At 53.1% G+C, this 11703-nt stretch carries 12 protein-coding genes and 1 pseudogene; 2 read left to right on the forward strand and 11 right to left on the reverse strand.

Features of this window, described 5'->3' with window-relative positions; genetic code table 11:
• Window positions 1-30: 30 nt before the first annotated feature.
• The 6 genes and pseudogenes from ftsI to mgrB all read right to left on the reverse strand — a co-directional run bounded on the left by ftsI (window position 31) and on the right by mgrB (window position 4381).
• Window positions 31-1749 (reverse strand): peptidoglycan glycosyltransferase FtsI, encoded by a 1719-nt coding sequence (gene ftsI, locus NI40_RS13470; RefSeq protein ID WP_039263638.1) that lies wholly within the window; start codon window positions 1747-1749, stop codon window positions 31-33.
• Between the two features lie 219 nt (window positions 1750-1968).
• Window positions 1969-2178: a transcription antiterminator/RNA stability regulator CspE gene (gene cspE / locus NI40_RS13475; RefSeq protein WP_001062678.1), complete on the reverse strand. Its 210-nt coding sequence runs from the start codon at window positions 2176-2178 to the stop codon at window positions 1969-1971.
• 13 nt (window positions 2179-2191) lie between these two features.
• A pseudogene (locus tag NI40_RS23030) lies at window positions 2192-2336 on the reverse strand (DUF2627 domain-containing protein).
• 525 nt (window positions 2337-2861) lie between these two features.
• Window positions 2862-3851, reverse strand: a complete 990-nt coding sequence (locus tag NI40_RS13480) for an MBL fold metallo-hydrolase (protein WP_039263639.1) — start codon at window positions 3849-3851, stop codon at window positions 2862-2864.
• Between the two features lie 21 nt (window positions 3852-3872).
• On the reverse strand, window positions 3873-4163 hold the full coding sequence (locus NI40_RS13485) for a YebO family protein (protein ID WP_039263640.1): 291 nt from the start codon (window positions 4161-4163) through the stop codon (window positions 3873-3875).
• A gap of 74 nt (window positions 4164-4237) precedes the next feature.
• Window positions 4238-4381, reverse strand: a complete 144-nt coding sequence (gene mgrB / locus NI40_RS13490) for a PhoP/PhoQ regulator MgrB (RefSeq protein WP_006175995.1) — start codon at window positions 4379-4381, stop codon at window positions 4238-4240.
• A gap of 162 nt (window positions 4382-4543) precedes the next feature.
• Between mgrB and NI40_RS13495 the strand changes: the two genes are divergently transcribed.
• Complete coding sequence (locus NI40_RS13495) at window positions 4544-4783, forward strand: YobH family protein (RefSeq protein ID WP_033145832.1); 240 nt, start codon at window positions 4544-4546, stop codon at window positions 4781-4783.
• Window positions 4784-4851: 68 nt separating this feature from the next.
• Here the strand turns inward: NI40_RS13495 and kdgR are convergent, their stop codons facing one another.
• On the reverse strand, window positions 4852-5643 hold the full coding sequence (gene kdgR, locus NI40_RS13500; RefSeq protein ID WP_023312208.1) for a DNA-binding transcriptional regulator KdgR: 792 nt from the start codon (window positions 5641-5643) through the stop codon (window positions 4852-4854).
• A 179-nt stretch (window positions 5644-5822) separates the two neighbouring features.
• Here kdgR and NI40_RS13505 point away from each other — a divergent pair, with 179 nt between their 5' ends.
• Window positions 5823-7196, forward strand: coding sequence for an MFS transporter (locus tag NI40_RS13505; protein WP_039263641.1), 1374 nt, complete (start codon window positions 5823-5825; stop codon window positions 7194-7196).
• 50 nt (window positions 7197-7246) lie between these two features.
• Here NI40_RS13505 and htpX read toward each other — a convergent pair whose 3' ends face one another.
• From htpX to NI40_RS13525, 4 genes are all read right to left on the reverse strand, one after another.
• A complete protein-coding gene (htpX, locus tag NI40_RS13510; protein ID WP_014884290.1) occupies window positions 7247-8128 on the reverse strand; it encodes a protease HtpX in 882 nt (293 codons plus the stop codon).
• 193 nt (window positions 8129-8321) lie between these two features.
• A complete protein-coding gene (prc, locus tag NI40_RS13515) occupies window positions 8322-10370 on the reverse strand; it encodes a carboxy terminal-processing peptidase (protein WP_029741991.1) in 2049 nt (682 codons plus the stop codon).
• A 19-nt stretch (window positions 10371-10389) separates the two neighbouring features.
• Window positions 10390-11076 (reverse strand): RNA chaperone ProQ, encoded by a 687-nt coding sequence (gene proQ, locus NI40_RS13520; protein WP_014884292.1) that lies wholly within the window; start codon window positions 11074-11076, stop codon window positions 10390-10392.
• 96 nt (window positions 11077-11172) lie between these two features.
• Window positions 11173-11670 carry a GAF domain-containing protein gene (locus tag NI40_RS13525; protein WP_033145834.1) on the reverse strand — a complete coding sequence of 166 codons (498 nt, stop codon included), beginning with the start codon at window positions 11668-11670 and terminating at the stop codon, window positions 11173-11175.
• Window positions 11671-11703 lie beyond the last annotated feature (33 nt).

The raw sequence follows: 11703 nt of genomic DNA on the forward strand, positions 1-11703 counted from the left end.
CCGCTATTCGCCCTGGTTATAAACGCCCGGTTAACGCATAACGATAAGGTGATCGGAACCCGCCGGTAACCCGTCAGGTTTCACATTCTCCAGACGCAGCACGTTGCCCATAATCTCGCTGAAGACAGGTGCGGAAACGGCACCGCCGTAATAGGCACCATTTTGCGGATCGTTAATCACCACCACCAGGGCAAAGCGCGGATCGCTGGCGGGCGCAACGCCGGCCGTATACGCAACGTATTTATCGACGTACTTCCCGCTGTCGTCAATTTTCTTCGCCGTACCGGTTTTCACCGCCACCCGGTAATCGCGAACGGCGGCCTTAACGCCCCCGCCGCCGGGCAGCGCAACGCTCTCCATCATGTGCTCCACCTCGTGCGCGATCTCTTCCGGCATGACGCGGTGCCCAATAACGGGTGGATCGATACGCGTAATCGAGAGAGGTCGCTCAAGCCCGAAGCCGCCGATCGTGGCGTAGACGTGCGCCAGCTGGAGCGGCGTCACCATCAGCCCGTAGCCGAAGGCAAAGGTCGCGCGATCGAGCTGGCTCCAGTATTTACGATTTGGCAACAGCCCCGCGCTTTCGCCCGTTAAGCCAAGCCCCGTATTCGTGCCAAATCCAAAGTTGCGATAGGTATCAATAAGATGCTGGACAGGCATTGCCAGGGACAGTCGTGACACGCCGGTGTCGCTCGATTTTTGCAGGATCCCGGTCATCGTCAGTTCAGGATAATAGCCCACGTCGCGGATACGATGCCCGTCAAGGGTATACGGGTGAGTGTCAATCACGCTGTCCGGCTGGACCAGGCCCTGCTGCAGGGCCGTCATCAGCACCAGCGGCTTGACCGTCGAACCGGGCTCGAACGTATCGCTGATAGCACGATTGCGGAAATCGTTTATCGTCGCGCCTTCCCGATTATTGGGGTTGAAATCCGGATAGCTCGCCATGGCGAGTATTTCCCCGGTTGGAATATTAATTAGCACCGATGCCCCAGACTCGGCCTTGTTCCAGGCCACGGCATTATCGAGCGCATCTTCGGTGATGGTTTGCAGCCGCTCGTCGATACTTAACTGGATGTTATGCGCCGGTGCAGGCGCCACTTCCGTCAGGTTTTCAACCACGCGGCCGTAGCGGTCTTCCCTTACCTGCCGCACTCCGGCCTTGCCGGTCAGCTGCGCATTGAAGCTTTTTTCCACGCCTTCAATGCCCTGCCCGTCAATATTGGTGAAGCCAATCAGGTTCGCTGCCACATGGCCGGCAGGATAAAAACGGCGGGACTCGTCGCGTAAATTGATGCCGGGCAGATTCAGCTTATCGATCCACTTCGCCTGTGCGGGATCGACCTGACGGGCAAGATAAATAAAACGCCCCTGCGGGTTGGCGTTGATTCGCGCCGAAAGTGTGCCCAGGGAGAGATGCAGCGCATTTGCCAACGCCTGCCAGCGTTCATCAACGCCAACGCCCCCTTTTGCCAGCACCGTTTTAGGATCGGCCCAGACGGCCCGGACGGGCACGCTCACCGCCAGGGGGCGACCTTCGCGATCCATTATCATGCCGCGCGGCGCATCGATCGCCAGCTGGCGGAGGGAGCGCATATCTTCCTGCTTCACCAGATTGTCAGGCTTGATGATTTGCAGCCAGGCAACGCGGCCCAGCAAAAAAGCCAGACTACAAAAAATAGCTAAACAGAGCAGCACAAAACGCGCTGGCGTGAAATTGCCAGCGGTCGTTATCAATTTCTTCTTCACCTGAACCCCAGGACTGTTAAACAACGCCCTGATTTAACGGGAAAAGATGGGTTTAAGGTGGCAAAACAGTGCTACTAACCTCGCAGCTTTGCAACAAGTTACTAACAAGACCGCAAATGGTAATATTTTGAAAGATAAGGGACATAAAAAAGCCCCGCGTTATGCGAGGCTTTATGTCTGAGATTGAAGTGCTGAGCGCTTCAGTCAGCAGCGGTTCGATCAGATAGCAGTTACGTTAACTGCAGCTGGGCCTTTCTGGCCGTCCTGAATTTCGAACTCAACGTTCTGGCCTTCAGCCAGAGTTTTGAAGCCGTTACCCTGGATTGCAGAGAAGTGTACGAACACGTCTTTGCTGCCGTCAGCAGGAGTAATGAAACCAAAACCTTTAGACTCGTTGAACCACTTAACTTGACCTTTAATCTTTGCCATTTTGCAAAATTCCTTAGAGTGTTTTCTTAGCCCGCAGGCATTAACTGAGATAAAACTGAGACATTACTGCATGAGGCACTAATATAAGGTTCGGCAGAGAAGCGGTATTCAACGACAACGTGTTTACTCAGGACTTCTTTACTGAAAATGCCACACATAAACAGAACTGTACCTCGTTTGACCCAAAACGTGTTATCACACACTATGTTTAATATGGCAAGCCATTTTTAAACATGTCTCGATCCGCCGCACAAATTCGAACAGTGCCTGTCAGGTTTTGCACAATTATGCGCATCACTTACAGACAGCTCTGCTGCGTAACAAAGACCCAGCGTTGCTTTCACAAGCGCTGTAATCTAAGACTTTTTTAACATAGCTCAATCATTACGAAGCGTCCAGCAACCGGGAAAAGAAATCTTACGTCCTGATTGAGTTAGAACAATTTGTGAAAACTTATGCTTAAATCATTGTAACGCGACCAAATTGTTTCAGAGAAAAAACACTGTTAATAACCCGCGCCGAACTGTATTAAAATGCACCAACTATTAAATAGTGTTATGCACCAAAATAATGAAATTTTTATGACTCTGCATCAAAAGAAGGCAAGCAAAACGTTTCGATAAAAATAAAACATTCCTGCACGCGTTTACAGACAGAATATATGCACTACGTTATCGCTTCGTTTATAAGGATAAATATTCACCAACTTTCAGTATCCTGAAAGAATGATTAACCGGTGCTAAATTATCTAGCGCGTCAGTTAACTCCCGCACAGGTTCATCCAGGGATTCATCTGCCAGTTCAAACACGCCCCAGTGAATGGGAAACGCCAGAGGGCAGCCCAGCTGCTGCCACAATGCCACCGCAGATTGCGGATCCATATGATGGACAGCCATGAACCAGCGTGGGGCATAGGCTCCAATCGGTAACGCGGCAGCATCTATATGGCCCAGACGTTCAGGTATCAACAGCAGCTCTGGCGAATACCCCGTATCTCCGCTGAACCAGAAACGATGATGTCGACCTTCCATAACCCAGCCGCACCATAATGAGCGATTGCGGTTCCATGGCGTGCGCATACTCCAGTGCTGTGCCGGTACGGCGGTTAGGGTCATCCCCTGCCAGGTGAAGCTCTGCCACCAGTCGAGCTCAACCACGCGTTTTGCCCCCCGGCGGCGAAACCAGCCGGCCAGGCCCAGCGGAACAAAAAAACTGACCTCGGGGAAGCGTTTGAGAATACGGCGAATGGTCGCGTCATCAAGATGATCGTAATGATTATGGGAGATGACGACCGCATCAAGCTGATGGAGTTGATCGACTGACAGAGCGGGAGGCGTTTTGCGCTGTGGTCCCAGGAAAGGGAGTGGAGAAGCGCGCCGTGAAAAAACCGGATCGGTAAGGATGATATTGCCGTCCAGCTGCAGCATCACGCTGGCGTGTCCCAGCCACCATACCCCATCTTCATGAGGTTGCGTAAGCTCAACCGGTTGCCACCACTGTTGGATAAAGTCTTCATAACCCAGCGCGGGTGGCTTCGGTAAACCGGCCTCTTTACGCGCTTTGCGCCAACGGTCAAGGTCGCCGGGTTGATGTCCGACAGGATCGGTATTACGAAAACCGTTCGGAGTGTGATGTTTCAGGGAGGGGTCATACCAGGGATTTTTCCAGACCACAGCCACCTCCCGGACAAAAGATTAACGCTCAGCCACCAGGCGGATAAAGTCGTCTTCGTCTTTGTTATCTTCAGCGACCACGTCTTTCGGCGCGTCTTTCTCTTCCGGTTCGTTAGCCTCACACAGACGGCGCAGCAGCGCATTCTGACGTTTTTGCTGATCGAGCAGCGCTTCCAGCAGTTCAATCTGCTCGTTAGTACGGGAACTGGCGCGGTTCACGAAAAACCAGATGACCAGGCCCACAAGCAGAACAACCAAAGAAATCATCAGGGATGCCATATTCAGCAGCCCTGAATTCAGTAACTCACCCATTTCACCACCTCAATAAAAACGTCTATTTTACCACTGGCGCGAAGGAAGGAAATCATCTTGAGAAAAAATGCGTATTACCACGGAATAAACTTATTGATTGCGCAAACGCCGCTAAAAAACTGTACATCCTGATCGCACATCACATTGATCGTCTGCGTCCATAACACCACGCACGCTATCAGCACGATAATCAGAATTACCCAGCGTATTTTTTTCACTCCACACTCCGTCTAAAAACCTGATGTAACGAGGTTATCACGCTTATCTTAAACAAGGACTAACTGTACCGCCATCGCGCTTTTTTTCAGAATCCTGCACTTGTTTCATCGTGTAAACCGTTTACGCTAGCTTTATGATAACAACGACAAAAGAGGTTAATGATGCGCTTCATCATTCGAACAATCATTGCGCTGGCCATCGTCTGGATTGGCCTTCTGCTCACGGGTTATGGCGTGCTTGTGGGAAGCACCGAGAACGCAGCCGGGTTAGGGATTCAATGTAAATATTTAACAGCACAGGGCGTGAGCACTGCGCAATATCTGCATACTGACAGCGGGATCGTTGGCTTGACCCACTGTCCGGTCCTGCGTAAGACATCCGTCGTGATTGATAATGGCTAATCGGCCGGTGAAATGACTGGCAAAAAAAACGCCGCAACAGATGCGGCGTTTTTTTATACGAGCAGAGATTAAAACGGGTAGTCGTGGTAACCCATCTGTTCAGAAATCTTACGTGCGGCAGTGTGCAGAATAGCTACATACTCATGCAGGCGCTCTTCGGAGAAGCGTAAGGTTGGGAAGGAGATACTCAAGCCCGCGATCACAACCCCAAAGCGGTCAAACACCGGAACGCCGATGCAGCGCAGCCCTTCTTCCTGCTCTTCGTTATCTTCGCCATACCCCTGCTCGCGTACGCGATCGAGCACCGTTAACAGCGCGTCCGTACTGGTAATGGTTCGTGAAGTACTTTGCTTGTATTCCACGCCTTCGAGGATCTGCTTCACTTCTTCACGATCGCGCCACGCCAGCAGAACCTTACCAATCGCGGTACTGTAGAGCGGGTTGCGACGACCAATGCGCGAATACATGCGCAGATTGTACATGGAGTCGATTTTATGGATGTAAACAATGCTGTCTTCATCCAGCGCGCCGAGATGGATGGTCTCTTTGGTCAGGCGAGAGATTTCACGCATCTGAATATCAGCGCTGCGGATCAGGTCAACATTTTGTAGCGCACGGGCGCCCAGCTCAAACAGCTTCAGCGTCAGAGAGTATTTTTCAGATTCGCCTTCCTGGGCTACGTAGCCCAGCGACTTCATGGTTTGCAAAAAGCGATATACGGTGCTTTTAGACATCATCACGCGCTGCGACAACTCTGTAATACCTATTTCACGCTCTTCCCCCAGCGCCTGTAAGATGCCAAACACCTTCAGCACGGAAGAAACAGAATCTGGCTGTTTATCCAAATCCGCAATAGCCATTTACCACCTCATAGAGAGTGTTTTATAAAAATCAGAACCGGTTTTTATTATAAGTTCCCGTCATGTCACCTGCAATCAATCCGCGTTTACTTCGTTACAAATCTGCGACATATCGCGGCTGTAACAATGCTAAAATAGTTACCCTGAGAATAATTTCACGCTGAGCTTTTTTAATCCTAATGGAAAAGACCCTTTCCGATGGCCTGCCTTTACCCCAGCGGTATGGCGCTATAGCGACCATCATTATTGGTATCTCAATGGCCGTCCTTGACGGCGCAATCGCGAACGTTGCCCTGCCAACCATCGCCAGCGACCTGCACGCCTCTCCCGCCAGTTCGATATGGATCGTTAACGCCTATCAGATTGCGATTGTGGTTTCCCTGCTCTCGTTCTCTTTCCTGGGCGATATGTTCGGTTACCGTCGGGTGTATCAGTGCGGTCTGGTGGTTTTCACCTTCACGTCCTTGCTATGCGCCCTTTCAGATTCGCTGCATACCCTGACGCTTGCCCGCATTGCGCAGGGTTTTGGCGGCGCGGCGCTCATGAGCGTAAACACGGCGTTGATCCGCTTAATTTATCCGCAGCGTCATCTGGGGCGCGGCATGGGGATAAACTCGTTTATTGTCGCCGTCTCATCCGCCGCCGGGCCAACTATTGCGGCGGCGATCCTTTCCGTTGCGTCATGGCAATGGCTGTTTGCTATTAACGTGCCGCTGGGCATTGTCGCTATATTCTTTGCCCTGCGCTTTCTTCCCGCTAACGGCCCTAAAAGCACCATGCCGCGCTTCGATGTGGCGAGTGCGGTGATGAATGCCCTGACCTTTGGCCTGCTGATTACGGCGCTGAGCGGCTTTGCGCAGGGACAGTCCCTGATGCTTACCGCCGCGGAGCTCATCGCCCTGCTGGCGATCGGCTTCTTCTTTGTTCGCCGCCAGCTCACTCTCCCCGTGCCTTTGCTGCCGGTCGATCTGCTGCGTATTCCCCTCTTTTCCCTCTCCATTTGCACGTCAGTCTGCTCGTTCTGCGCCCAAATGCTGGCCCTGGTTTCTCTGCCCTTCTTTCTGCAGAGCGTGGTCGGCCGTTCAGAAGTGGAGACCGGCCTGCTGTTAACCCCCTGGCCGCTGGCGACCATGGTGATGGCGCCGCTGGCAGGTTACTTAATTGAACGCGTCCATGCCGGTTTATTGGGGGCGTTGGGGCTGGCGGTGATGGCGACAGGCCTTTTCGCGCTGGCTCTGCTACCGTCCTCGCCAACCGATCTGGACATAATATGGCGCATGATCCTGTGCGGCGCAGGGTTTGGCCTGTTCCAGTCCCCTAACAACCACACCATTATCACCTCCGCGCCGCGCCATCGCAGCGGTGGTGCCAGCGGCATGCTGGGGACCGCGCGCCTTCTGGGGCAAAGCACAGGTGCGGCACTGGTTGCCCTGATGTTTAACCTCGCCGGACAAAACGGCAACCACGTTGCGCTTCTCACCGCGGGAGCCCTTGCTTCCCTCGCGGCGGTCGTCAGCGGCCTGCGGATGACCCAGCCCAAAGTTCAGGCATAAAAAAAGCCGGGCGGAGTGTTCTCCTGCCCGGCTTATTAGGGTTCTTAGCGTTACTTCAGGTATTCCCCACTGCGCAGCGCTTCGATACGTTTATCCAGCGGCGGGTGAGACATAAACAGCTCGCTCAGCGATTTGGACTTACCGTTAATGCAGAAGGCCATCATGCTGTTCGCTTCCTGCGGCTCGTAGCTGGTTTTCAGACGCTGCAGCGCGGCAATCATCTTCTCACGACCAACAAGCTTCGCCGAGCCGGCATCCGCGTGGAATTCACGGTGGCGGGAGAACCACATGGTGATGATGCTGGCCAGAATACCGAATACCAGTTCCAGAACCATCGAAACGGCGAAGTAGATCAGCGGGTTGCCGTTGCTCTCTTCACCTTCGTCACGGTTTCCGCCCATAAAGCCAGCCGCGATCTGCGCCAGAATACGGGAGATGAAGATTACGAAGGTGTTCACCACGCCCTGAATCAGGGTCATGGTCACCATGTCACCGTTGGCGATATGGCTGATTTCGTGGGCAATAACCGCTTCGGCTTCGTCACGGCTCATGTTCTGCAGCAATCCGGTGCTGACGGCAACCAGTGACGCATCGCGACGGGCGCCCGTGGCGAAAGCGTTGATGTCCGGGGCATGGTAAATCGCCACCTGCGGCATGGCGATCCCGGCCTGACGGGATTGCTGAGCCACCGTATTCATCAGCCACTGTTCCATGTCGTTACGCGGTTGTTCAATAACCTCACCACCCACCGATTTCAGTGCCATCCACTTCGACATCAGCAGGGAGATGAACGAGCCACCAAAACCAAACAGCAGCGCCATAATCAACAGACCCTGAACGCTGCTCGACTGAATTCCTGTCAGGCTTAGCACGAGCCCGAAAACCACCATGACCGCCAGGTTGGTGAGCAGGAAGAGCGCGATTCGCATCATAATTTTCTTTTTACCTCAGTTTAACAAAACGCACTATGCGATTACCCACATCGTATGGGTATTGCGGCTATTTTCAAGCATCCGGCGGGCGTAAGTCACCAGAAAGACACAACTTTACACAATTGGAAATCTGGCTGACGGAAGGATGCAGAACAAAAAGAAACAGGCACAATTTCTTGTGCCTGTTGGGAGGTTATTTTGCCGGAGCGGGCTGTACGGCTGGTTTCTCTTTTTCCTGATTCGCCAGGTCGAGAGCGATATGCACCGTCTCGTCCAGATACGGATCCGGCTCCTGGTAATCTTTTGGCAGATCGTCCAGTTTCTTGAGCAGAGGCTTGCCTTCGCGCTTGAAGCGATCGTTGATACGCGCCAGGCGGGTTGCATCGTCTTCGTTGTTCTCTTTCTCACGCTGTGCGTAGTTCAGAGAAACGATATTCCGCTTATCTTTCAGGGCATTGAATCGTGCAATGTCCTTCATGATGTACTGGAACTCCGGATCTTTCGCGATGCGGTCGTTATGCGCTTTCAGCAGTTCTGGGCCAAATTGCGTCATATCACCCGCTTTCACGTAGGTCGCGGCATTGATGCTGTCCCACGGCAAGGCGTTATCTTCAAACTTCTCGCCGGTTTCCGTCTCTTCCGTGCCTGTCGGCATCATGATGTCCGGCGTTACGCCCTTACGCTGCGTACTGCCGCCGTTCACGCGGTAGAATTTCTGAATGGTGTACTGAACCGAGCCCAGCGCAGGCCATTCCGGACGCAGCATCTGATCGTAAATACGATTCAGAGAGCGATACTGCTGAACGGTGCCTTTCCCGAAGGTTGGCTCACCGACGATCAGCGCGCGGCCATAGTCCTGCATTGCAGCGGCAAAGATTTCAGACGCGGAAGCACTGAAGCGGTCAACCAGGACCACCAGCGGGCCTTTGTAGTAGACCACACCGTCGTTGTCGGCATCTTCACGCACTTTACCGTTGTTATCGCGCACCTGAACCACAGGACCAGATGGAATGAACAGACCGGAGAGGGAAACCGCTTCAGTCAGCGCCCCGCCGCCGTTACTGCGCAGGTCGATGATAATGCTGCTGACGTTCTGCTTTTCAAGCTTCTGCAGCTGAACCTTCACATCGTCAGTCAGCCCCACGTAGAAGCCAGGAATATCCAGAACACCTACCTTCTCTTTACCCACGGTTTTCACCGACATTTTCACCGCGCGGTCTTCCAGACGGATACGCTCGCGGGTCAGGGTAACGATACGGGTTTTGGTGCCTTTACCGGCAGGCAGAATTTCCAGACGAACCTTGCTGCCTTTCGGACCTTTGATCAAAGCAACCACGTCATCGAGACGCCAGCCGATCACGTCGACCATGTTCTGGCCTGTTTGTCCTACACCCACAATGCGATCGCCTACGCTAATCGCTTTGCTTTTGGATGCCGGGCCACCCGCGACCATGGAATTGATCACCGTGTAATCATCGTCCATCTGCAGCACCGCGCCGATACCTTCCAGAGACAGGCTCATCTCAGTATTGAACTGCTCGGTGTTGCGTGGAGAGAGATAGTTGGTGTGCGGATCGATTTCGTGCGCAAAGGCGGTCATTGCGAGTGAGAAAACATCCTCACTGTTGGTCTGCGCCAGACGACGAATGGCAAATTTGTAACGACGCGTCAGCGTGTCACGGATCTCTTTTTCGTCTTTGCCGGTCAGCTTAAGACTCAGTTCGTCGTATTTAACTTTACCGTCCCACAGCGCATTCAACTCGGCTTCATCTTTCGGCCAGGGTGCTTTACTGCGATCCAGATTAAAAGTGTCAGTACCGGTAAAGTCCATCGGACGTTCCAGCACTTTCAGCGCGTACTGATAGCGTTCAAAGCGGCGCTTTTGCGACAGGTTGTAGAGATCGTAGAACAGATCCAGCTTGCCTGAACGCAACTCGTCACCCACCTCGGATTTGCGCTTAGCGAACTGCTCGACATCGCTGGCGAGCAAAACGTTATGGCTGTAATCCAGCAAGTTCAGATAGCGGTCAAAGATTTTGGCCGAAAAGGCCTGATCGAGATCGAACTGACGATAGTGCGAGCGGGTAAAACGTGAGGTCACGCGCTCGCTCACCGTCGCGTGCTGCGTCTCTTCCTTGAGAACCGGAATTTGATCAACACGCGTAATATCGTCCACTGCAAAAGCGTGACCTGTTATGGCAAACAGGCCCGCCAGCGCGGTGAGCTTAAAAAAAGTGTTCATGCCAGGCTTGGCCTCCGTTTCAGAACAACAAGTGTTCTGCGCGTACAATCATTGACATACCAGAAGTCAGCTGTACACGAACGCCATCTTTGGTGATTTCCAGTACGGTGGCGTCCATAGCATTGTTACCCGCTTTTACCTTCAGTGCCTGACCTACGCTCAGGGCGTTAATGTCAGAAACCGGCGTATGGCGCGGCTCTTCACGAGGGGCACGCGGGGCTTTTGCTGCTGGTTTGTCTGCACGCGGTTTGCGATCGTTATTATCGTGACGGCGCGGCGCAGGGCGTGGTTTACGCTCACGACGAGGCGCTTCTTCCTGGCCGTTTGCCGCTGCGGCTTCGCGTTTTTTCGCCTGCTGTTCTGCACGTTGTGCCTGAACGCGTGCTTTGGCTTCTTCAAGCTGCTTGCGCGCGTGCTCAACGTGCTGCTCGTCCAGCTCACCACACGGGTTGCCGTCGAGATCCACGCGGGTCGCGCCAGGTTTGATACCGTACAGGTAGCGCCAGCTCGAAGTATAAAGACGTAAGGCGGAACGCAGCTGAGTTTTGCTGAGGTTCATTTCCCCTTCAACACGCGCCACCAGATCCTGAAAAATACCGACTTTCAGGGGACGAGCTTCACCTTCCGCGCTGAAGCACTGCGGGAAACGCTCGGCCAGAAATGCGATAACTTCTTTACTGCTATTCAACTTAGGTTGATTTTCCATGAAATTTCCTGATTACAACGGACGTTGCCAACAAGCGCAGGCATGAACAGGCGTCATTATAATGACGCTATCAGTAAATGCTACGTTATCCGTTGATTATCCTGCGACGCTCGCAAAGAATTTTTGATAATCGGTTGCATCGAGTACGTTTTCCAGATTCGCCACCAGCTCGCGCAGCCCCTGTTCGTCCTCGGTTGTAAAGCGACTGAAGACCGTACTGTCGATATCCAGAACGCCAATAATCTGATTTTTGACTACCAGCGGCAGAACGATTTCAGAATTACTGGCGGCATCACAGGCAATGTGCCCGTCAAACGCATGAACGTCTTCCACACGCTGGACCTGATTTTCGGCCACCGCCGTGCCGCATACGCCACGCCCTACCGGAATACGCACGCAGGCCAGTTTGCCCTGGAACGGGCCGAGCACCAGCGTCTCACCTTCCAGGAGGTAAAAGCCGGCCCAGTTCACGTCAGAGAGACGTTCAAACAGCAATGCGCTAGTATTTGCCAGAGTGGCTAAGAAGCTGGTCTCACCCGCCATCAATGCCTTAAAATCGCGGTTCAGATCCGCGTAGAATTCTGTTTTGTTCATTATTCAATCACTTAGTTGTCTTACAAATTTACC

The organism is Enterobacter sp. E20 (genome assembly GCF_000801755.2).
Taxonomy (GTDB): Bacteria; Pseudomonadota; Gammaproteobacteria; order Enterobacterales; family Enterobacteriaceae; genus Enterobacter; species Enterobacter asburiae_B.

Bases quoted from the DNA above. Each gene is read 5' to 3' on its own strand.
- cspE (WP_001062678.1), bottom strand. From the start codon at position 2,178: ATGGCAAAGATTAAAGGTCAAGTTAAGTGGTTCAACGAGTCTAAAGGT.
- prc (WP_029741991.1), bottom strand. From the start codon at position 10,370: ATGAACACTTTTTTTAAGCTCACCGCGCTGGCGGGCCTGTTTGCCATA.
- NI40_RS13495 (WP_033145832.1), top strand. From the start codon at position 4,544: ATGCGCTTCATCATTCGAACAATCATTGCGCTGGCCATCGTCTGGATT.
- NI40_RS13505 (WP_039263641.1), top strand. From the start codon at position 5,823: ATGGAAAAGACCCTTTCCGATGGCCTGCCTTTACCCCAGCGGTATGGC.
- kdgR (WP_023312208.1), bottom strand. From the start codon at position 5,643: ATGGCTATTGCGGATTTGGATAAACAGCCAGATTCTGTTTCTTCCGTG.
- proQ (WP_014884292.1), bottom strand. From the start codon at position 11,076: ATGGAAAATCAACCTAAGTTGAATAGCAGTAAAGAAGTTATCGCATTT.
- NI40_RS13485 (WP_039263640.1), bottom strand. From the start codon at position 4,163: ATGGGTGAGTTACTGAATTCAGGGCTGCTGAATATGGCATCCCTGATG.
- htpX (WP_014884290.1), bottom strand. From the start codon at position 8,128: ATGATGCGAATCGCGCTCTTCCTGCTCACCAACCTGGCGGTCATGGTG.
- NI40_RS13525 (WP_033145834.1), bottom strand. From the start codon at position 11,670: ATGAACAAAACAGAATTCTACGCGGATCTGAACCGCGATTTTAAGGCA.